Below are 21049 nucleotides of genomic sequence, written 5' to 3'. Positions count from 1 at the left end.
CGCCGCGCGCGGGCGACGTGCGGGCCGCGTAGGGGCGGCGCAGCCCGTCGCGCGAGGTGCCGCACGGGGGGCGCAACGGCTAAGATGCGGGGTGCGTCATACGACGCCTATGCGGAGCCGTCACCATGGTAGATCGCCCGACTCTCGATGCCTACGACGCCCATGCCGCGCAATACGCGCAGGACTGGCTCGACCAGGCTGCACCCGACGACATGTACGCGCTGCTGGAGCAGCATTTCTCGCCGGGGCCGACCGCGGACGTCGGCTGCGGGGCCGGGCGCGATACGGCCTGGCTCGCGTCGCGCGGCTTCGACGTGCGCGGCTACGACGCGAGCGCCGCGCTGCTCGACGAGGCGCGCCGCCGCCATCCGGATCTCACCTTCGAGCTGGCCGCGCTGCCGGTGCTGGCCGGCGTGCCGTCCGGCGCGTTTCGCAACGTGCTGTGCGAAACGGTCGTCATGCATCTCGAACAGGCGGAAGCGGCCGCCGCCGCCGCGCGGCTGGCCGAGCTGCTGATGCCGGGCGGCACGTTGTACATGAGCTGGCGGGTGGCCGGAACCGGCGCGCTGCGCGACGAGCGCGGCCGCCTCTACACGCCGCTCGATTCGGCGCGGATGCGGGCGGCGCTGGGCGCCGGCACGCAGGTGATCGACGAGCACGAGGTCGTCAGCGCATCGTCCGGCAAGCGCGTGCACCGGCTGATCGTACGCAAGACCGCCGCCGCCTAGGTAAGGCGGTGCGGCGCCACGTTCATTCGCGGTTGAGTGCCGCTTCCCAGTTGATGTCGACGCAGAGCACCTGCATGCCGGTCGCGACCGGCGCGGCGATCGACGCGGTCACGCACAGGTGCGCCTCGTTGATCGACAGGTAGGGCGACGTCAGGTGCACGCGGCCCGGTGCGCGCATCGCGTCGATGAAGTACGGGCGACGTTCCCAGCTCGCGCCTTCGGAGTGCAGCAGCGGCCGGAAGCGCTTGGCGCGCTGCGAGACGCTGCCGCGTGCGAGCACGTTGTCGCCGATCTGGCGCCCCGATGCGTCGAGCAGGAAGCAGCGCGCGGTCTCGGGCAGCCCGAGTACGACGGCAGCCGCGTCGGTGAGCGGCTCGCCCGCGCCGAGCTTGCGGCTCGCTTCCTCGAGCGCCGCGACGTACGGTGCGAGCCGTTCCGCCTGCGTGCGCTCGCGTTCCGCGACGCGCAGCCGCAACGCGCCCGACAGCGTGTCCATGCAGCCCGCGGCGGCCTGCGGCTGCACCGGTTCGACGCTCGGCCTCGCGAAGTACTGGCCCTGCACGAAATCGACGTCGCACTCCAGTGCGATCAGCGCGTCGCGCTCGGTTGCGAGCCCGCCCATCAGCACGAGCTGCCCGGATTCGTGCAGCAGCGACACGAGCCCCGGCAGCACGCGTTCGAGATGTGAGTGCTCGCTCGCCTGCGCGAGAATGCCGCGGTCGAGCGTGACGATGTCGGGATGCAGGTGCCACACGCGGTCGATGTTCGAATGCTTCGCGCCGAATCCGACCAGTGCGATCAGGAAGCCGGCCTTGCGCAGCCCGTCGACGATCGCCGCGTAGCGCGGCGTCTCGCCGCCTGCCTGTTCGGGCACCTCGAGCACCACGCGATGCGGCGGCAGCCCGAGCGCCTTCAGGTTCGCGAGCAGCGCGTCGCTGTAGACGGTGTCCATCAGCGCGGCCGGATGCAGGCTCAGGAAGAGCCATTCGTCATGGCTGTCGAAGGCGTGGAAGTTGCCGAGATGCAGCGATTCGGCGAGCCGGCCGAGCTCGAGCAGGTCGCCGCGCCGCGCCGCCTGCGTGAACACCTCGTGTGACGCCACCTGGCGGCTTTCCTCGTCGTGCGCACGCAGCGACGCGTGATAGCCGATCGCGCGGCGGTGCGACACCGAGAAAACGGGCTGGAACACGCTGAACACGGTGTAGCCGCCGTACAGCACGGTGCGCCGGTTCCCGTCGTCGCCCGCGACAGGGCGGGGCGGCTGAAAGCCGGGGGGATCGATTTCGATCATGCTCATGATGTCGGCCGAAGGAAGACTGCCAGTTTACCTAGAGAATAGGCGAGCAAGAAGCGTGCACGGCGTCGTATCGCGTGCGGCGACGCGTCGCGCGGCCGAGCCGCGGGGCATCGTCGGCGTTTCAAATGCGCGTCGCGGGGCCGCGCTGCACCGTGATGGTGCGTGCCGACCCGGTTCGGCGCGCGCCACGCATCACGCGCGTTCGGACGGGTCGGTCTTGCGCGCGGTACTGCGGATCTCGGGCGCGAGCTGCGCGAAGATCCACGCGGAAGCCGCCGTGATGATCCCGACGCAGATGAACGTCGCGTGGAACGCCGGCAGCGTGTTGCTCGGCGTCACGGTGCGCAGCATGCCCGTGAACGTCGCGAGCAGCGCGCCTGCCACCGTGACACCGAGGCTCATCGACAGCATCTGCACGAGCGAGAACAGGCTGTTGCCGCTGCTCGCACCGCCCGTGCCGAGATCCTTCAGCGTCAGCGTGTTCATCGCGGTGAACTGCATCGAGTTGAAGCCGCCGAACAGCGCGAGATGCACGACCTTCACCCAGACGGGTACCGTGTCGCGCATCAGCGCGAAGCTGGCCATCATCACGCCGACCATGATCGTGTTCGCGAGCAGCACCTTGCGGTAGCCGTGCCGCGTGATCAGGCGCGTGATGATCCGCTTCGAGAACATCCCGGCGGCGGCCACCGGCAGCATCATCAGCCCGGCCTCGAAGGCCGAGTAGCCGAGGCTCACCTGCAGCAGCAGCGGAATCAGGTACGGCATCGCGCCGCTGCCGATCCGCGCGAACAGGTTGCCGAGCAGCCCGACGCTGAACGTGTGGATCCGGAACAGCTCGAGCGAGAAGATCGGTTGCGGCGCGCGCACCGCATACAGCCCGTACGCGACGAAGCACGCGAGGCTCAGGATCAGCAGCACGAGCACGGCCGCGTGCTGCATTCCGAGATCGGCGAGCCCGTCGAGCGACAGCGAAATCGCGACCATGCCGATCGTCAGCAGCAGATAGCCCTTCAGGTCGAAGCGGCCGACGGCCGGGTTGCGCGAATCGGGCATCGAATAGAAGGTTGCGATGCAGCCCGCGACGCCGACCGGCACGTTGATCAGGAAGATCCAGTGCCACGACGCGATCTTCACGAGCCAGCCGCCGAGCGTCGGCCCGATCAGCGGGCCGATCAGGCCCGGAATCGCGACGAACGACAGCGCGGGCAGGTAGCGTTCGGCCGGAAACGTGCGCAGCACCGCGAGCCGTCCGACCGGCAGCAGCATCGCGCCGCCGACGCCCTGCACGACGCGGAACGCGACCAACTGCGTCAGCGTATGCGCGTTTGCGCACAGCAGCGAGCCGAGCGAGAACACCAGGATCGCGCTGAAGAACACCCGCCGCGTGCCGAAGGTATCAGCGAGCCAGCCCGACACGGGGATCATCACCGCCATCGTCAGCGAGTACGCGATCACGACCGACTGCATGCGCAGCGGCGATTCGCCGAGGCTCGCGGCCATCGACGGCAGCGCCGTGTTGACGATCGTCGAATCGAGCGTCTGCATGAAGAAGCCCGTTGCGACGAGCCAGAGCATCACGGTGAGGTTCTTTTCGCCGGGAGCGGCGGCAGGCGGGCGCTGGAACATGGGGGCGGGATGGTGGCGCGGGACAGCCGACATTGTAGGGAAAGCCCTTGCGCCGTGCAGCTTCGGCGCAAGGGCGGTGCGCAGTCCGGCCGGCGGGTGCCGTCCCCGTTGAATGACCAGTACAGTTCAGCCAAAAGTGTCTGCAGCCGTATCTGTCCGTGTGCTGCCGCTGTCCGAAATACTGATGCCATCGGACCCGTGCGACTAGGAGGCTGCCATGCGCGAACTGCGACTTTATGTGATCGATGGCGACGAGCCGGCCGGTCGGTGGCGGATCGTCGATCGCACCTCGCTGGAGGTGGCCGACGGTGAGGTCTGGGTGACGATCGAGGGGAGGCACGACGATCACTGGCTCGGTGCCGGGGATTCGTTGATGCTGATGCCCGGCATGCGCGTATGGGTCAGCGCGGGGTCGCAGCGTGCGACGTTCGCGTTCGGTCCGCTCGAGGTGCCGGCGAGGCGCGCCGCGCAGGCGTGGTGGAGGCCGCTCGTCGCGTGGCGCGACGGCCGGCGTCATGCGCCCGTTTCGCTGCCGACGTAGCACGCCCCGGGGTTGGATCAGTGCTCCGTCCATGCATTGTTCGAGCGCATGCGTGATTCAGCCGGCCTTGTGGGTATGCGGCGATCCGCGTGATCTGCGAGTCCGGCTCCGGTACGTCCCGGTCGCGCGAGCGTTTCGTGTCGGCACGGCAGCGTGCGGGCAGCCGCACGCTGTCCGCGTGATGGTAGCGATGCCCGGTTGCGCGATCCGGTCGTGAGCGCAGCAGGTCGCGGTTCACCTGTGCAGGGGGCGCGCCGGTATCGAGGATACTGGCAGGCTTCCTGCGCACTCGAAGGTGTGATGTCGGCCGCTCCTGCCGGAACGCAGGGGATACGACCGCGCGATGTTCGGATTCGTGCAATCAGGATTGCTCGCGACCGCCGCCGATCCTAGACTCGATCTTGTCTTCCTCATCGCCCATTCCGCCATGACACCCGAACTCGCGCTGGCGCATCTGTGGCGGCTCGCACACGGCGGCCCCGGCGCGCTGGCCCGTGCGACCGTGACGGGGCAGGACCCGACGCTGCCGTCGACCTTCCGCGTCGGCACGCTGGCCGCGGCGACGATCGCGGCAGCCGGGCTCGCGGCGGCCGAATGCCACCGGCTTCGCACGGGCGTCGCGCAATCCGTCGACGTGTCGGTGCGCGACGCGCTCATCGCATTCCGCAGCGAACGCTATCTGCGCGTGGACGATGGTCCGCCACCGGAGTTGCGTCATCCGGTGACGGGCTTCTTCGAGACGGGCGACGGCCGCTGGATCCAGCTGCACGCGAACTTCCCGCATCACCTGAATGGAATTCTCGACATACTTGGCTGCAGCGCGCAGCGGGACGATGTCGCCGCGGCGATCCGCACGCGGGACGGCGCGGCACTCGATACTGCGCTGGCCGAGGCCGGGCTGTGCGCGGCATTGATCAGAACACCTGACGAGTGGGCGTCACTCGAGCAGGCGCGCGCGATCGCGTCGCTGCCGCTGTTCGAGATCGAGCGGATCGGCGACGCGCCGGCCGAGCCGATCGGCCGCGGCGAAGCCGGCCAGCCGCTTACGGGTGTGCGCGTGCTCGATCTCACGCGCATCATCGCGGGGCCGGTCGCGGGCCGCACGCTGGCGTCGCACGGCGCGCAGACGCTGCTCGTCAACGGCCCGCACCTGCCGAACATCGCGCCGCTCGTGATCGACAACGGGCGCGGCAAGCGTTCGACGTGGATCGACCTGCGCGATGCGGCGGGCATCGATACGCTGCACGCGCTCGCACACGACGCGGATGTGTTCCTGCAGTCGTACCGGCCCGGCGCGCATGCGGCGCGCGGCTTCGCGCCGCATGCGCTGGCGATGCGGCGGCCCGGCATCGTGTACGTATCGATATCCGCGTACGGGCATGCGGGGCCGTGGGCGCAGCGGCGCGGCTTCGACAGCCTCGTGCAGTCGGCGAGCGGAATCGCATGGCAGGAGCAGCAGGCTGCGCACGCGGACGGGCCGCGCCACCTGCCGTGCCAGGCGCTCGATCATGCAACGGGCTATCTCGCGGCGTTCGGCGCGATGATCGCGCTCGCGCGCCGGGCGCGCGAAGGGGGAAGCTGGCACGTGCGGCTGTCGCTCGCGCAGACGGGACGCTGGCTGCAGTCGTTCGGCATCGTGCCGGACGGCCTGCAGGCACCCGATTTCGCGCGCACCGACGTGAGCGACCGGATCGAGCGCATCGCGTCGCCGTTCGGCACGCTCGACACGGTGCGGCCGGCCGAGCGGTTGTCGGCGACCCCGCCGTCGCTTGCGCGCCCGCCCGTGCCGCTCGGCACCGACGACGCGCGCTGGCTGTGAGGGCCGGCCGCGCGGCGGGCGTTACTTGCGCAGCTCGACGACGAAGTCGTAGTAGTCGTTGCGGCAGTAGGTATCGGTCAGTTCGATCGCGCGCTGGTCCGACGTATAGCCGATTCGTGTGATCAGCAGCAGCGCGTCGTGCGGCGCGATGCCCATCTGCTCGGCGATCTCGTCGGTCGCGTTGACCGCGCGGAAATGCTGCAGTGCGCGCACGATCGGCGTGCCGCGCGCTTCGAGATAGCTGTACAGCGAGCCGCCGATTGCCTGCGGATCGGGGATCAGCGTCGCGGGGAACGTCGAATTCTCGACGGCCATCACGATGCCGTCGGCGAGGCGCAGGCGTTTCAGGCGCGTAACCGATGCGGCCGGCGACAGCCCGAGCTGGATCACTTCGTCGCGGTTCGCCGGCTGGATCTCGCGCGCGAGCCATTGCGAGCTCGGCTTGAAGCCGCGCCGTTCGAGCATTTCGCTGAAGCTCGACAGCCGCGACAGCGGATCTTCGTAGCGCGGCTGGATGAAGTTGCCGGCGCCCTGCGTGCGGCGAATCAGGCCTTGTTCGACGAGCAGCGCGATCGCCTTGCGCGCGGTGATGCGCGAGACGCCGAGCGCATCGGACAGCACGCGCTCGGAGGGCAATGCCTCGCCGGCCGTCCAGCGGTTGTCGTGGATCGCGTCGCCGAGCTTGCGGGCGAGCTGCAGGTAGAGCGGCGTGTCGTTGTCGGGGTCGGGGCGCAGGTCCTGCCAGCGGTCGTCCGTGGATGCCTTCATGGAGTGGGTATCGATCTGATTGCGGCCATTCTAAGTCATCACGTGGCGCCGTTATAGCCGGTTTTTGCCGTGCAATAGGTGAATGGCGCGCCGATTGACTACACTGATGCGTCGTATTCCATGGCTGGGCCGCGGTGCGCGGCCACGAATCCGCAACGAGGAACGCATGACAGACACGATCGCCACGGTCGTCCTGCCGGATGGCGAGACGATTCCGAAGCTTGGCCTGGGCACGTGGGAAATGGGCGAACGGCACGCCCGGCGCGCGGACGAGATCGCCGCGCTGCGCGAAGGCGTCGCGCTCGGGATGACGCTGGTCGATACGGCCGAGATGTACGGCGACGGCGCGACCGAGGAGCTGGTCGGCGAAGCACTCGCGGGCTTGCGCGACGACGTGTTCCTCGTCAGCAAGGTCTATCCGCACCATGCGAGCCGGCGTGGCGTCGTCGCCGCATGCGACGCGAGCCTCAAGCGCCTGCGTACCGATCGGCTCGACCTGTACCTGCTGCACTGGCGCGGCTCGGTGCCGCTCGAGGAGACGGTCGAAGGCTTCGAGGCGCTGCAGCGCGCGGGCAAGATCCGCCACTGGGGCGTTAGCAACTTCGATACGGCCGACATGGCCGAGCTCGTCGATGATGCCGGTGGCGGCGCGTGCGCGACCAACCAGATCCTTTACAACATCGCGCGGCGCGGCCCCGAGTTCGACCTGCTGCCGTGGCTTGCCGAGCACCGGATGCCGGCGATGGCCTACAGTCCGGTCGATCACGGGCGGCTGCCGAAGCGTTCGCCGCTCGACGAAATTGCGCGGCTGCGCGGCGTGTCGGTGATGCGCGTCGCGCTCGCGTGGGTGCTCGCGCAGCCGGGGGTGCTCGCGATCCCGAAGGCGTCGCGGCTCGAACACGTGCGCGACAACCGGGCCGCGCTCGATTTCGAATTGAGCGATGACGAGCGCGCGCAGCTTGACGCGTATTTCCGTCCGCCGCGCAGCAAGCGCGCGCTCGAGATGCTCTGACGGCACCCGGTCGGGCAATGCGTCCGGTCAGTGGTTGCCGCCGGACGAGCCGCCGTTGCCGTGACCGCCGCCATTGCCGTTGCCGTTGCCAACGCCATTGGCACCACCATTGCCAGCGCCACCACTGCCGTTGCCATTGCCATTGCCACCGCCATTGCCGTGACCACCGGTGCCATGGCCGCCGCCGTCACCGTTGCCGTGACCACCGCCGTCGCCATGGCCGCCACCGTTGCCGTGGCCACCACCGTCGCCGTGACCACCACCGTCGCCATGGCCGCCACCGTTGCCGTGGCCACCGCCGTCGCCGTGACCACCGCCGTCGCCGTGGCCACCACCGTTGCCGTGGCCACCACCGTTGCCGTGACCACCGCCGTCGCCGTGACCACCGCCGTCGCCATGGCCACCACCGTTGCCATGGCCACCACCGTCGCCGTGACCACCGCCGTCGCCATGGCCACCACCGTTGCCATGGCCACCACCGTCGCCGTGGCCACCACCGTCGCCGTGACCACCGCCGTCGCCATGGCCGCCACCGTTGCCATGGCCACCACCGTCGCCGTGACCACCGCCGTCGCCATGGCCACCACCGTTGCCATGGCCACCACCGTCGCCGTGACCACCGCCGTCACCATGGCCACCGCCGTCGCCGTGACCACCACCGTCGCCGTGACCACCGCCGTCGCCGTGACCACCACCGTCGCCGTGACCACCGCCGTCGCCATGGCCACCACCGTTGCCATGGCCACCACCGTCGCCGTGACCACCGCCGTCGCCGTGGCCACCACCGTCGCCGTGACCACCGCCGTCGCCGTGACCACCACCGTCGCCGTGGCCACCGCCGTCGCCGTGGCCACCGCCGTCGCCATGGCCACCACCGTCGCCGTGGCCACCACCGTCGCCGTGACCACCGCCGTCACCGTCGCCGCCGCCTCCGTGTCCGCCATGGCCTCCGCCACCGGAAGTACCACCACCGGAAGTACCACCACCGGAAGTACCACCACCGGAAGTACCGCCACCGGAAGTACCGCCACCGGAAGTACCGCCACCGGAAGTACCGCCACCGGAAGTACCGCCACCGGAAGTGCCGCCACCGGAAGTACCGCCTCCCGAAGTGCCGCCACCGGAAGTACCGCCTCCCGAAGTCCCGCCACCGGAAGTACCGCCACCCGAAGTGCCGCCACCCGAAGAACCACCCCCGGAAGAACCTCCACCCGAACCCCCGCTGCCAGACGCATTGCCTCCGCGGCCCGAGCCGCCCGTACCATTCGTGCCGCCGGATGTTCCGCTTGTCGTTCCGCCGACACCAGCAGGCCCGACGGTACCGTTCCCGTTGTTGCCGCTACCGCTAGCGTTGCCATTTCCGCTAGCGGGGCTGCCGCCGCTGCCATTGCCGGCCGAGCCTGCGCCATTTCCGCCAACGCGCCCGCCGGCGAACACGTGCACAGCGCACGCAGCCGGATTGGCTTTGCACGGCGAAGCGTCGTCGACCAGCGTCATGATGGCGTCCGCGCTGGCAACTGCATTGGCCGCGGCGTCCGGTGTCGCATCCTGTGCGACGGCATACGAGCAGCAGCACGCGAACGCGGCTGCGGCGAACAAGGTTGCGCGATAGCGCCGTCCCGGCGTACGGAACGGTTGTTTCTTCTTGAGCATCATGGCCTCCCCATGCGCGCGATGCCTCGTCGCCGCGCGGTTACCTAGGTGTGGTGCAGGGAGCCGGTAAAGGTTCGTAGTCCTATCGGCAGCCGATCGCTTTCGGGCGGGCGCTGGACGCCAGCCGCGAGCGCGGAACGGTATGCGGGCCCGCCGTGCGAATCTCTATTTGCGAGATTCGTGCCACCGGCCGCCTGCGCCCGTCGCGCAAGGCGCACGCGAGCGCGCGACGGCGCCTGCAACGTCTTTGGGGGGAGTTTTGTTTCCGGAATGAAACGTCTGAGCTATGTTCAGCGCGCAGGCGCATCGGCCGCGCGCTGCCAGCGGTGGAGCAGGATCGACGCGATCCAGCAGACGAGGAACAGGGCGACGATGCCGTAGCCGATCGAGCCGAAGCGTTCGCCGAGCGCATCGAGCGCGTCGCGCACGGGGCCTGTCAGAGACAGCTTGTCGGCCAGCAGGCCGGCCGCCTCGATCCCGCCGATCGCCAGCGCGACGGCCGCCGACACGAACGTGATGCTCGCGTTGTAGAGCAGCTTGCGCTGCGGATCGTCCATCGCCCAGCCGTACGCGTGAATCATCAGCACGTTGTCGGTCGAGTCGATCAGCGTCATGCCGGCGGTGAAAAGCGCGGGAAACAGCATGACCGTATAGACCGGCAGCCCCTGGCTCGCCTGCGCGGCGGCGATCGCGAGCAGGCCGATTTCGGTTGCAGTATCGAAACCTAGTCCGAACAACACGCCGACCGGGTACATGTGCCAGCTCTTCGACACGAACCGGAACAGCGGACGCAGCAGCCGGGACACGAGTCCGGCAGGGCGGTGCACATGCGCGGCATCGTGTGCGTGCCCGTGCGTGCCGCGATAGCGCCGCCACACGTCGCGCAGGATCATCAGGTTCACGCACGCGAGCACGAGCAGGAAGGTGGCCGATACCGCCGTGCCGATCGTGCCGCCGATCTCGCGGAATGCATCGAACCGGTCGCGCAGCGCGAACGCGGTCAGCGCGATGCCGAGCGTCGCGGCGATCACGATCGTCGAATGGCCGAGCGAGAAGAACAGGCCGACGCTCACCGGCCGCTGGCCGTCCTGCATCAGCTTGCGCGTCGCGACGTCGATCGCGGCGATGTGATCGGCGTCGACCGCATGACGCAGCCCGAGCCCGTACGCGATCGCCGCGGTGCCGAGCAGCAGCGGATGGTCGCGCAGCACCGCGAATGCCCACAGCCAGACGGCGACGTTCGCGGCGATCAGGCCGGCATAGAGGGTCAGCAGGCGGCGCAGGGCAGGGGTGGGCGGCATCGGGCGGGTTCCATCTGACGAATCGCCATCCATTGTGGCACGCGAAAAAAAGCACGGCGCGCCGATCAACAAGCCGCGAACGCGATGCGCGCCGGATGAAAAAAAGCCCGTCCGGAACCGGACGGGCTTCGCGCACATGCGCCGGAGCGCGAGCGCGCCGCGCTTACTTCACTTTCGCGTTGATCACGGCTTCCGACACGTTCGCCGGCGTTTCCGCGTAGTGCTTGAACTCCATCGTGTACGTCGCACGGCCCTGCGTGGCCGAGCGTAGCGACGTCGAATAGCCGAACATCTCCGCGAGCGGCACCTCGGCACGCACCAGCTTGCCGCCGCCTCCCGCGATGTCCTCCATCCCCTGCACGATGCCGCGCCGGCTCGACAGGTCGCCCATCACGTTGCCCATGAAGTCCTCGGGCGTCTCGACCTCGACGGCCATCATCGGCTCGAGCAGCACGGGCTTTGCCTTGCGCATCGCTTCCTTGAACGCCATCGAGCCGGCCATCCGGAACGCGTTTTCGTTCGAGTCGACGTCGTGGTACGAGCCGAACGTCAGATGCACTTTCACGTCGACGACCGGGTAGCCCGCGAGCACGCCGCTCTTCAGCGTCTCGGTGATGCCCTTGTCGACGGCCGGGATGAATTCGCGCGGAATCACGCCGCCCTTGATCTCGTCGAGGAACTCGTAGCCCTTGCCGGGGTTCGGCTCGAGCGTGATCACCGCGTGGCCGTACTGGCCGCGACCACCCGACTGCTTGACGAACTTGCCCTCGACGTCGGACGCCGTCGTGCGCACCGTCTCGCGATACGCGACCTGCGGCTTGCCGACCGTCGCCTCGACGCCGAATTCGCGCTTCATCCGGTCGACCAGGATTTCGAGGTGAAGCTCGCCCATCCCCGAAATGATCGTCTGGCCGGACTCTTCGTCGGTCTGCACGCGGAACGACGGATCTTCCTGCGCGAGGCGGTTCAGCGCGAGGCCCATCTTTTCCTGGTCGGCCTTCGTCTTCGGCTCGACGGCCTGCGAGATCACCGGCTCCGGGAATTCCATCTTCTCGAGGATGATCGGCTTCGCCGGATCGCACAGCGTGTCGCCGGTGGTCGCTTCCTTCAGGCCGACGGCCGCCGCGATGTCGCCCGCGCGCACTTCCTTGATTTCCTTGCGCTCGTTCGCATGCATCTGCAGGATCCGGCCGAGCCGTTCCTTCTTGTCCTTGGTCGCGTTGAGCACCGTGTCGCCGGATTCGACGACGCCCGAATACACGCGGAAGAAGATCAGCTGGCCGACGAACGGGTCGGTCATGATCTTGAACGCGAGCGACGAGAACGGCTCGTCATCGCTCGGATGGCGTTCCGCCGGCTTTTCCGGATCGGCGAAGTCGTGGCCGAGAATCGCCGGCACGTCGACCGGCGACGGCAGGTAGTCGATCACCGCGTCGAGCATCGCCTGCACGCCCTTGTTCTTGAACGCGCTGCCGCACAGCATCGGTACGATCTCGTTCGCGATCGTGCGCTTGCGCAGCGCGGCCTTGATCTCGTCCTCGGTCAGCGATTCATGGTCGTGCAGGTATTTCTCGAGCAGTTCCTCGCTCGCTTCCGCCGCGGCCTCGACCATCTTTTCGCGCCATTCATGTGCGAGCTCGACGAGGTTCGCCGGGATGTCCTCGTACGAGAACTTCACGCCCTGGCTTTCGTCGTCCCACACGATCGCCTTCATCTTCACGAGATCGACGACGCCCTGGAAATGATCTTCCGCGCCGATCGGAATCTGGATCGGCACGGCGACGCCCTTCAGGCGCTCGCCGATCTGCTTCTGCACGCGGAAGAAATCGGCGCCGATGCGGTCCATCTTGTTGACGAACGCGATGCGCGGCACCTTGTACTTGTTGGCCTGGCGCCAGACGGTCTCGGACTGCGGCTGCACGCCGCCGACCGAGTCGTAGACCATGCACGCGCCGTCGAGCACACGCATCGAGCGTTCGACTTCAATGGTGAAGTCGACGTGCCCGGGCGTGTCGATGATGTTGATCCGGTGCTCGGGATAGTTGCCGGCCATGCCCTTCCAGAAGGCCGTGGTCGCGGCCGACGTGATCGTGATGCCGCGTTCCTGCTCCTGCTCCATCCAGTCCATCGTGGCCGCGCCGTCGTGCACTTCACCGATCTTGTGGCTCACGCCGGTGTAAAACAGGATGCGCTCGGTCGTCGTGGTCTTGCCGGCATCGATGTGAGCGCTGATCCCGATATTTCGATAGCGCTCGATGGGGGTTTTGCGGGGCACGTGAACCTCCTTAGGTTCGGATGTAAGCGGGCCGACAGTGGCGGCCCGGGCTGGACAAGCGAGACTTAAAGCATAGCGCTTGCGCGTGGCTTTTGCAGATGCGGCCGGCAGCGGCGGAATCAAGCCGGGCGCCACCGCTGGCGGGCGAAAAAAAGCCGGCGCGCAACGGGCGGCCGGCTTCGGTCGGTGCGCGGCACGGCGCCGCGGCAATGGCCGTTACTGGGCCTTCGGCAGGCCTTCGAGCTTCATGCCGGGCTTGATGCCCTTCGCCGCGAACCAGCCCTTGCTCATTTCGAGCGCATAGACGCCGTTGTTGCGCGGGCAGTGGTTGTCGGTCGTCTCGGCCTTCATCTCGTCGATGTCGGTGATCGTGCCGTCCGCGCGGATGAACGCGATCGACAGCGGAATCAGCGTGTTCTTCATCCAGAAGCAATGCACCGCGTTCTCGTTGAACACGAACAGCATGCCTTCGTTCGGCGCGAGCTGCGAACGGTACATCAGCCCCTGTTCGCGGTCGGGGTCGTTCGCGGCGACGGCCGCGTCGATCACGTACATGCCGGCGCGCAGCTTCACGCGCGGGAATTCGCTCGGCTGCTTGGCGCCGGGCGGCACTTGCGCGCTGGCGGCCTGCATGCCGAACGCCATGACGGCGAGTGCGGCGGGAAACACGGCGGCGCGCGCAAGGCGGCCGAGCGACGAGCGCAGGGAGAATTGCACAGCAAGGCTCCTATCTGGAAAACAAGACCCGCATGGTACGCGATGCGTGTCGTCGGGCACAAAAAGAAAAAGGCAGATCGCCTTGCGGTGATCTGCCTTTCAACGCCGTAAGAACGGCAAGACTGCGTGTTCTTGACTGCGTTATTTATTACAGCAAGCTTACTTAGTTCGAAGCAGCTGCCGGTGCTGCTGCGTCGCTCGCTGCAGCCTTCTTCGATGCCTTGTGGTGCTTCTTAGCTGCGTGGTGCTTCTTAGCAGCGTGCTTAGCCGGTGCCGAAGCAGCTTCAGCAGCAGCCGGAGCAGCTTCCGGAGCCGATGCTTGTGCGAATGCAGCCGTTGCGAAGAGACCAGCGACCAGAGCAGCGATCAGTTTGTTCATGTTGTGTTCCTCAGCTTTAGTTAATTAACCAAATGACCCGGCAATAGGAGTCATGTCGTCTAACGGTGCCATCCACCTTTCGGTTGACAGACGCTTCGAGAAATTTCTCATTGCGCTGCGGGCGCCGAATCGTATTCGATAAAAACGTCGCTTTCGTGACGCAAACACGGGTTCGGCTGCCAATGCCGGATAGCTAAGGTTGGCATCTGCGTGGTTTAACGCGCGATCTTCGCAGCCGGTTGACGAAAAAGATGACGAAAAATTCGCGCGTCCCGAATTCGTCATCCGGCGGGCGCGAAACCGTCCCACGGCGCGCGCGGCGGCAGCGCGATTGTTTCTCCCGGTGCAATGCCGAGCGCGAATATATCCAGCGCGCCGATGCCGACGCGCACCAGGCGCAACGTCGGGAAGCCGACGGCTGCCGTCATCCGGCGCACCTGCCGGTTCTTGCCCTCGGTGATCGCAAGCTCGATCCACGTCGTCGGGATCGCGGCGCGGTAGCGGATCGGCGGATTGCGCGGCCACAGCGTATCGGGCGGCTCGATGAACTCGGCGCGGCACGGACGCGTCACGTAGTCGCCGAGGTCGACGCCGCGCGCGAGCGCCTTCAGGTCGGCGGGGCCGGGCGCGCCCTCGACCTGCGCCCAGTAGCGCTTGACGAGCTTGTGGCGCGGCTCGGCGATGCGCGCCTGAAGCGCGCCGTCGTCGGTGAGCAGCAGCAACCCCTCGCTGTCCGCGTCCAGCCGGCCGGCCGCGTAGACGCCGGGCGTTTTTACCCAGTCGCCGAGCGACGGGCGCGTCTCGTGCGCGGAAAACTGGCAAATCGTGCCGAACGGCTTGTTGAGGGCGATCAGGTTCATGGCGAGGCGTCCGCCCGGCGCGCCGCGGGAAGCGGGGGCGGGCGGTCTATGGCAAATGGCGGAATCTTAATGCATAATACGGAACGGCAAGTCCTCTGTCTTATATAAGACATAAGTGGGGTCTTGATACGCAGTGCCGCGCTTCATGCCGAAGTGCCCGGTTGGGGCGCTAGAATAGCGGCTCGCTGTTGCCGTCACGGGGTGGCCATGCCGCGCCCCCGCCGCGCGCGCAGCTTCGACCAGCATCACCTGCTCAGCCACGTCACTGGAGTCGATCATGCCGTATCAGCACATCAAGGTTCCGGAAGGCGGTGACAAGATCACCGTCAACAAGGACTTCTCGCTCAACGTTTCCGATCAGCCGATCATTCCCTATATCGAAGGCGACGGTACGGGCTTCGATATCACGCCGGTCATGATCAAGGTCGTCGACGCGGCGGTCGCGCATGCCTACAAGGGCAAGCGCAAGATCCACTGGATGGAGATTTTCGCGGGCGAGAAGGCGACGAAGGTGTACGGTCCGGACGTGTGGCTTCCGGACGAAACGCTGCAGGTGCTGAAGGAATACGTGGTGTCGATCAAGGGGCCGCTCACGACCCCGGTCGGCGGCGGCATCCGTTCGCTGAACGTCGCGCTGCGCCAGGAACTCGACCTGTACGTGTGCCTGCGCCCGGTGCAGTACTTCAAGGGCGTGCCGTCGCCGGTGCGCGAGCCGCAGAAGATCGACATGGTGATCTTCCGCGAGAACTCGGAAGACATCTACGCAGGCATCGAATGGGCCGCGGGCTCCGAGCAGGCGAAGAAGGTGATCAAGTTCCTGCAGGACGAGATGGGTGTGAAGAAGATCCGCTTCCCGGAAACCTCGGGGATCGGCGTCAAGCCCGTGTCGACGGAAGGCACCGAGCGTCTCGTGCGCAAGGCGATCCAGTATGCGATCGACAACGATCGCAAGTCGGTCACGCTGGTGCACAAGGGCAACATCATGAAGTTCACGGAAGGTCTGTTCCGTGACGCCGGCTACGCGCTTGCGCAGAAGGAATTCGGCGGCGAGCTGATCGACGGCGGCCCGTGGATGCGCGTGAAGAACCCGAAGACGGGCAACGAGATCGTGATCAAGGATTCGATCGCCGATGCGTTCCTGCAGCAGATCCTGCTGCGCCCGGCCGAATACGACGTGATCGCCACGCTGAACCTGAACGGCGACTACATCTCCGACGCGCTGGCCGCGCAGGTCGGCGGCATCGGGATCGCGCCGGGCGCGAACCTGTCGGATTCGGTCGCGATGTTCGAAGCGACGCACGGTACCGCACCGAAGTACGCGGGCAAGGATTACGTGAACCCCGGTTCCGAGATCCTGTCCGCGGAAATGATGCTGCGCCACCTCGGCTGGACGGAAGCAGCCGACACGATCATCGCCGCGATGGAGAAGTCGATCCTGCAGAAGCGCGTCACGTACGACTTCGCGCGCCTGATGGAAGGGGCGACGCAGGTGTCGTGCTCGGGCTTCGGTGAAGTGCTGATCGAGAACATGTAAGACCCCTTCCGGGGTGGGCCGGCAGATTGCCGGCCGCCCCGGCGCCTACTGCCGGCGCCGGAGCGTTTCGTGGATGGCAGGTTTGTTGGCAGGGCGGTCCGGCATGCGGGCCGCGGCGCCGCGATGCGGCCCGGAGCCCCTGCAAGGTAGAACATGACGGCCCTCGCAACACCACCGCCCGGCTGAGCCGGCGCGCCCCTTTCGCGACCGACCCGGTCGCTCCCCGCCGGTTACCCGCCGGCGCTCCCTGTTCAACAATCACGTAGCAACGCATCGACCATGTCCACTTCGCCCAAGATCATCTACACCCTCACCGACGAAGCGCCCGCGCTCGCGACCTATTCGCTGCTGCCGATCGTCAAGGCCTTCACGCGCTCGTCCGGCGTCGCCGTCGAAACGCGCGACATCTCGCTCGCCGGCCGCATCATCGCCGCATTCGCGGACGTCCTGCCGCCCGAGCAGAAGGGTTCCGACGATCTGGCCGAACTGGGCCAGCTCACGCTGAAGCCGGAAGCGAACATCATCAAGCTGCCGAACATCAGCGCATCGGTGCCGCAGCTCAAGGCCGCGATCGCCGAACTGCAGGCGCAGGGCTACAAGCTGCCGGCCTACCCGGAAGATCCGTCGACGGACGAAGAGAAGGCGGTCAAGGCCCGCTACGACAAGATCAAGGGCAGCGCGGTGAACCCGGTGCTGCGCGAAGGCAACTCCGACCGTCGCGCGCCGCTGTCGGTCAAGAACTACGCACGCAAGCATCCGCACAAGATGGGCGCGTGGAAGGCGACGTCGAAGGCACACGTCGCGCACATGAGCGAAGGCGATTTCTACGGCAGCGAGAAGTCGGCGCTGATCGCCGATGCCGGCAGCGTGAAGATCGAACTCACGACGACCGACGGCGCGAAGAAGGTGCTGAAGGAAAAGACGGCCGTGAAGGCCGGTGAAGTGATCGACGCGTCGGTGATGAGCCGCAACGCGCTGCGCAGCTTCATCGAAGCGCAGATCGCCGACGCGAAGGCGCAGGACGTGCTGTTCTCGGTGCACCTGAAGGCGACCATGATGAAGGTCTCGGACCCGATCCTGTTCGGTCACTTCGTGTCGGTGTTCTACCGCGACGCGCTCGCGAAGCACGCGGACGTGCTGGCGAAGGTCGGCTTCAACCCGAACAACGGCATCGGCGACCTGTACGCGCGCCTGAAGGACCTGCCGGCCGACACGCGCGAAGCGATCGAAGCCGACGTCAAGGCTGAATACGCAGTGCGTCCGCGCCTGGCGATGGTCAACTCGGACAAGGGCATCACGAACCTGCACGTGCCGAGCGACGTGATCGTCGATGCATCGATGCCGGCGATGATCCGCGATTCGGGCGGCATGTGGGGCCCGGACGGCCAGCTGTACGACGCGAAGGCCGTGATTCCGGACCGCTGCTACGCAGGGGTCTACCAGGCCGTGATCGAGGACTGCAAGCAGCATGGCGCGTTCGATCCGGTCACGATGGGCAGCGTGCCGAACGTCGGCCTGATGGCGCAGGCGGCTGAAGAATACGGTTCGCACGACAAGACGTTCCAGATCCCGGCGGACGGCGTCGTGCGCGTGACCGACGAAGCGGGCAACGTGCTGCTCGAGCATGCCGTGGAAGCGGGCGACATCTGGCGCATGTGCCAGACGAAGGACGCACCGGTGCAGGATTGGGTCAAGCTCGCGGTCAACCGCGCACGCGCGACCGGCGCACCGGCCGTGTTCTGGCTCGATCCGGCGCGTGCGCACGACGCGCAGATCATCGCGAAGGTCGAACGCTACCTGAAGGATCACGACACGAACGGCCTCGACATCCGCATCATGACGCCGGTCGAAGCCACGCGTTTCTCGCTCGAGCGCATCCGCGCGGGCAAGGACACGATTTCGGTGACCGGCAACGTGCTGCGCGACTACCTGACCGACCTGTTCCCGATCATGGAACTCGGCACCAGCGCGAAGATGCTGTCGATCGTGCCGCTGATGGCCGGCGGCGGGATGTTCGAGACGGGTGCCGGCGGTTCCGCGCCGAAGCACGTGCAGCAGTTCGTCGAGGAAGGCTTCCTGCGCTGGGATTCGCTCGGCGAATTCCTCGCGCTGGCCGCGTCGCTCGAACACCTCGGCAACGCGTACCAGAACCCGAAGGCGGTCGTGCTCGCGAAGACGCTCGACCAGGCGACCGGCAAGTTCCTGGACGAGAACAAGTCGCCGGCGCGCAAGGTCGGCGGCCTCGACAACCGCGGCAGCCACTTCTATCTGTGCCTGTACTGGGCGCAGGCGCTGGCCGAGCAGACCGAGGACGCGGCGCTGAAGGCACAGTTCGAAGGCGTGGCGAAGGCGCTGTCCGACAGCGAAGCGCGCATCCTGGAAGAACTGGCGGCCGCGCAGGGCAAGGCGCAAGCCATCGGCGGCTACTACCGTCCGAACGTCGACCTGACGAGCCAGGCCATGCGCCCGAGCGCGACGCTGAACGGCATCGTCGACTCGGTCGCCTGACGCAGGCCGCGCGAGCGCGCGGGCCGATGCGTGTGCCGGTGCGGCGGGCATTGCCGCCTGACGCCGGCCACACAAGAAAAACGCCCCGGGTCGCCCGGGGCGTTTTTCGTTGCAGATGTACCATTCAGACGTGAACGATTTCCCATTCGGCGATTTCGTCCGGCACTTCGAGCGTCGCCGTGTCCAGTTCGGACGGTTGCGCGCAGTCGCCGCGGGAGATGTGGTCGGCTGCCACTTCAGGGCACGAGAATGCGCCGAGCGAGGCGTTGCCGAACGTCGCTTCCCAGCCGCCGTTTGCCGGCAGGATGTAGAACGACCCGAGCGCTGAACCAAAGCGAAATCCCTTCATTTCCGTTCTCCCTTTCTGATCTCAAGCGATTCTGGTGTGCCGCCTGCCGGCTTGGCCGGCTGTGGCCCGACTGGCTGCTTGCGCCGGGTTCCGTATCGAACGTCGTGGCGAAGCGTCAGTGCATGGAACAAAGTCTACGTCCGCGGCCCGATCGGATGGTGCAGGTAGAACGGCTTCACTAAACAAAAATTCTCTTTTAAAAACAAATAATTATTTCTGTCGTTTTGTATTGCGGAACGTTTTTTGGCATCGCGAAACGGGGATTTTGTGCCCTGCACCACGAATTTTTATAACGCAGAGACTTGTTCCACATCGTGAAATATTGGCTGATTTGCGAATCGGTGAAGTGACCGGCGCCGTGGTGGGGCCGAACGGCAGGCGCGAGGCGACCGCCTGGGAACTGCCCGGGGTAGGGTGGCGTGGCACTTCGGCCGTGAGCGAAGCGCCGTGCATCGCCGATCGACGATGCGGGCCGGTGCATGCCGAATCGGGTGCGGGGTTGTCGAACCCTGCGGCGTATCGCCGCCCGGCCGGCCGCGGCGCGTCTCGATTCGGGCCTGCGGTTATGATGACGCGGGCATCAGGGTTTGCGTCGCGTATCGGCGCTTCGGCCGGCCGGCGCGGGCGTCGCGGCGGCCGCGGCCGCGCGACCCAGCATGGATAACGAGGAACGATTGATGATACGGAGAACCTTCCTGTCGCGCGCCATCGGTGTCGCGGCCGCGTCGCTGTTTGGGCGCGCCGCGTGGGCGCAGCATGCCGGTCACGCTGGCATGGCCGGCATGGACTCGATGGACGACATGCCCGGCATGTCGGGCATGTCAGGGATGGCGAGTCACGGGCAGCACGGCAAGTCCGCACCGGCCGCGCTCGCGGCCGCCGACGCGCTGCCGGCCGGCGCGCCGCTCGCGGCGCTGCGCACGCTCGCGAACGAAAGCCGCGAGCCCGGCATGTTCCGGGCCACGCTGGTGGCGCAGCCCGTGGCGCGCCCGATGCTGCACGGTGCACGGCCGACCACGTTCTGGCAGTTCGGCGCGGGCACGCAGGGCCCCGTGGTCGGTCCGCTGATCGACGTGCGTGAGGGCGACACGGTCGAGATCAAGTTCGTGAACAAGCTGCCGCAGCCGTCGACGATTCACTGGCACGGCCTGCCGGTGCCGCCAGACCAGGACGGCAATCCTTCCGATCCCGTCGCGCCCGGCGCGTCGCGCGTGTACCGCTTCACGCTGCCGAAGGGGAGTGCCGGCACCTACTGGTACCACCCGCATCCGCACATGATGACGGCCGAGCAGGTCTTCCGCGGGCTGGCCGGCCCGTTCGTCGTGCGCGCCGCGGACGATCCGCTGGCGGGCTGGCCCGAGCGCAACCTGTTCGTGTCGGACCTGAAGCTTGCGCGCGACGGCACGATTGCACCGAACGACATGATGGACTGGATGAACGGCCGCGAGGGCCAGTTCGTGCTGGTCAACGGCGCCCGCCGGCCGCGGATCGATGTCGCGGGCGACGAGCGCTGGCGCGTGTGGAACGCGTGCAGCGCGCGCTACCTGCGCGTCGCGTTCGACGACGGCCGCGCGTTCGAGCACGCGGGCACCGACGGCGGGCTGTTCGACGCGCCGCGCCGCGTCACGTCGCTGCTGATCGCGCCGGGCGAACGGGCGGAACTGCTGGTCCGCGCCGGC

17 protein-coding genes are annotated in these 21049 nt (G+C 67.3%); 7 read left to right on the top strand and 10 right to left on the bottom strand.

Annotated elements, in window-relative coordinates; all coding sequences use genetic code 11:
• The first annotated feature begins 125 nt into the window (after window positions 1–125).
• On the top strand, window positions 126–728 hold the full coding sequence (locus tag F3J15_RS32665) for a methyltransferase domain-containing protein (protein ID WP_069248680.1): 603 nt from the start codon (window positions 126–128) through the stop codon (window positions 726–728).
• Between the two features lie 22 nt (window positions 729–750).
• Here F3J15_RS32665 and F3J15_RS32660 read toward each other — a convergent pair whose 3' ends face one another.
• Together F3J15_RS32660 and mdtD are read right to left on the bottom strand one after the other, a co-directional pair.
• Entirely contained in the window at window positions 751–2025 is a 1275-nt protein-coding gene (locus tag F3J15_RS32660; RefSeq protein ID WP_166896359.1) for an EAL domain-containing protein, read from the bottom strand.
• Window positions 2026–2217: 192 nt separating this feature from the next.
• Entirely contained in the window at window positions 2218–3654 is a 1437-nt protein-coding gene (mdtD, locus tag F3J15_RS32655; RefSeq protein ID WP_041492932.1) for a multidrug transporter subunit MdtD, read from the bottom strand.
• A 217-nt stretch (window positions 3655–3871) separates the two neighbouring features.
• Here mdtD and F3J15_RS32650 point away from each other — a divergent pair, with 217 nt between their 5' ends.
• Window positions 3872–4195 carry a DUF2917 domain-containing protein gene (locus F3J15_RS32650; RefSeq protein ID WP_166896357.1) on the top strand — a complete coding sequence of 108 codons (324 nt, stop codon included), beginning with the start codon at window positions 3872–3874 and terminating at the stop codon, window positions 4193–4195.
• A gap of 427 nt (window positions 4196–4622) precedes the next feature.
• Complete coding sequence (locus tag F3J15_RS32645; protein WP_166896355.1) at window positions 4623–6014, top strand: CoA transferase; 1392 nt, start codon at window positions 4623–4625, stop codon at window positions 6012–6014.
• 21 nt (window positions 6015–6035) lie between these two features.
• Here F3J15_RS32645 and F3J15_RS32640 read toward each other — a convergent pair whose 3' ends face one another.
• On the bottom strand, window positions 6036–6782 hold the full coding sequence (locus F3J15_RS32640) for a GntR family transcriptional regulator (RefSeq protein WP_011352976.1): 747 nt from the start codon (window positions 6780–6782) through the stop codon (window positions 6036–6038).
• Between the two features lie 166 nt (window positions 6783–6948).
• Between F3J15_RS32640 and F3J15_RS32635 the strand changes: the two genes are divergently transcribed.
• Window positions 6949–7794 carry an aldo/keto reductase gene (locus F3J15_RS32635; protein WP_166896353.1) on the top strand — a complete coding sequence of 282 codons (846 nt, stop codon included), beginning with the start codon at window positions 6949–6951 and terminating at the stop codon, window positions 7792–7794.
• Window positions 7795–7821: 27 nt separating this feature from the next.
• On the opposite strand, the gene F3J15_RS38175 is transcribed toward F3J15_RS32635, so the two are convergent.
• The 6 genes from F3J15_RS38175 to F3J15_RS32605 form a co-directional block, all read right to left on the bottom strand.
• Window positions 7822–9447 carry a hypothetical protein gene (locus F3J15_RS38175; RefSeq protein ID WP_275691735.1) on the bottom strand — a complete coding sequence of 542 codons (1626 nt, stop codon included), beginning with the start codon at window positions 9445–9447 and terminating at the stop codon, window positions 7822–7824.
• 290 nt (window positions 9448–9737) lie between these two features.
• On the bottom strand, window positions 9738–10748 hold the full coding sequence (locus F3J15_RS32625) for a HoxN/HupN/NixA family nickel/cobalt transporter (RefSeq protein WP_205191095.1): 1011 nt from the start codon (window positions 10746–10748) through the stop codon (window positions 9738–9740).
• A 163-nt stretch (window positions 10749–10911) separates the two neighbouring features.
• Complete coding sequence (fusA, locus tag F3J15_RS32620; protein WP_069248671.1) at window positions 10912–13023, bottom strand: elongation factor G; 2112 nt, start codon at window positions 13021–13023, stop codon at window positions 10912–10914.
• Between the two features lie 216 nt (window positions 13024–13239).
• Entirely contained in the window at window positions 13240–13740 is a 501-nt protein-coding gene (locus tag F3J15_RS32615) for a DUF192 domain-containing protein (protein WP_039368216.1), read from the bottom strand.
• A gap of 163 nt (window positions 13741–13903) precedes the next feature.
• Window positions 13904–14119, bottom strand: coding sequence for a hypothetical protein (locus tag F3J15_RS32610; RefSeq protein ID WP_011352970.1), 216 nt, complete (start codon window positions 14117–14119; stop codon window positions 13904–13906).
• A gap of 281 nt (window positions 14120–14400) precedes the next feature.
• The gene (locus F3J15_RS32605; protein WP_089446272.1) at window positions 14401–14979 is read right to left on the bottom strand and encodes a pseudouridine synthase; all 579 of its coding nucleotides are present in this window, start codon (window positions 14977–14979) and stop codon (window positions 14401–14403) included.
• Between the two features lie 277 nt (window positions 14980–15256).
• On the opposite strand from F3J15_RS32605, the gene icd reads away from it, so the two are divergent.
• Window positions 15257–16513 carry an NADP-dependent isocitrate dehydrogenase gene (icd, locus tag F3J15_RS32600; protein WP_006478026.1) on the top strand — a complete coding sequence of 419 codons (1257 nt, stop codon included), beginning with the start codon at window positions 15257–15259 and terminating at the stop codon, window positions 16511–16513.
• A gap of 279 nt (window positions 16514–16792) precedes the next feature.
• Entirely contained in the window at window positions 16793–19021 is a 2229-nt protein-coding gene (locus tag F3J15_RS32595) for an NADP-dependent isocitrate dehydrogenase (RefSeq protein ID WP_166896347.1), read from the top strand.
• A 124-nt stretch (window positions 19022–19145) separates the two neighbouring features.
• Here the strand turns inward: F3J15_RS32595 and F3J15_RS32590 are convergent, their stop codons facing one another.
• Window positions 19146–19370, bottom strand: a complete 225-nt coding sequence (locus F3J15_RS32590; RefSeq protein WP_069248666.1) for a hypothetical protein — start codon at window positions 19368–19370, stop codon at window positions 19146–19148.
• A 677-nt stretch (window positions 19371–20047) separates the two neighbouring features.
• On the opposite strand from F3J15_RS32590, the gene F3J15_RS32585 reads away from it, so the two are divergent.
• Window positions 20048–21049, top strand: a 1002-nt coding sequence (locus F3J15_RS32585; RefSeq protein WP_166896345.1) for a multicopper oxidase domain-containing protein, incomplete at its 3' end; no start/stop codon positions are given.

This window comes from Burkholderia sp. Ap-955, assembly GCF_011753045.1.
GTDB lineage: Bacteria > Pseudomonadota > Gammaproteobacteria > Burkholderiales > Burkholderiaceae > Burkholderia > Burkholderia lata_D.
Note: the sequence above shows the minus strand (reverse complement) of the source record. Positions and strands in the feature narration are given on the sequence as shown.

Coding starts and splice junctions, on each gene's coding strand:
- F3J15_RS32665 (WP_069248680.1), top strand. CDS start 126: ATGGTAGATCGCCCGACTCTCGATGCCTACGACGCCCATGCCGCGCAA.
- F3J15_RS32660 (WP_166896359.1), bottom strand. CDS start 2,025: ATGAGCATGATCGAAATCGATCCCCCCGGCTTTCAGCCGCCCCGCCCT.
- mdtD (WP_041492932.1), bottom strand. CDS start 3,654: ATGTTCCAGCGCCCGCCTGCCGCCGCTCCCGGCGAAAAGAACCTCACC.
- F3J15_RS32650 (WP_166896357.1), top strand. CDS start 3,872: ATGCGCGAACTGCGACTTTATGTGATCGATGGCGACGAGCCGGCCGGT.
- F3J15_RS32645 (WP_166896355.1), top strand. CDS start 4,623: ATGACACCCGAACTCGCGCTGGCGCATCTGTGGCGGCTCGCACACGGC.
- F3J15_RS32640 (WP_011352976.1), bottom strand. CDS start 6,782: ATGAAGGCATCCACGGACGACCGCTGGCAGGACCTGCGCCCCGACCCC.
- F3J15_RS32635 (WP_166896353.1), top strand. CDS start 6,949: ATGACAGACACGATCGCCACGGTCGTCCTGCCGGATGGCGAGACGATT.
- F3J15_RS38175 (WP_275691735.1), bottom strand. CDS start 9,447: ATGCTCAAGAAGAAACAACCGTTCCGTACGCCGGGACGGCGCTATCGC.
- F3J15_RS32625 (WP_205191095.1), bottom strand. CDS start 10,748: ATGCCGCCCACCCCTGCCCTGCGCCGCCTGCTGACCCTCTATGCCGGC.
- F3J15_RS32610 (WP_011352970.1), bottom strand. CDS start 14,119: ATGAACAAACTGATCGCTGCTCTGGTCGCTGGTCTCTTCGCAACGGCT.
- F3J15_RS32605 (WP_089446272.1), bottom strand. CDS start 14,979: ATGAACCTGATCGCCCTCAACAAGCCGTTCGGCACGATTTGCCAGTTT.
- icd (WP_006478026.1), top strand. CDS start 15,257: ATGCCGTATCAGCACATCAAGGTTCCGGAAGGCGGTGACAAGATCACC.
- F3J15_RS32595 (WP_166896347.1), top strand. CDS start 16,793: ATGTCCACTTCGCCCAAGATCATCTACACCCTCACCGACGAAGCGCCC.
- F3J15_RS32590 (WP_069248666.1), bottom strand. CDS start 19,370: ATGAAGGGATTTCGCTTTGGTTCAGCGCTCGGGTCGTTCTACATCCTG.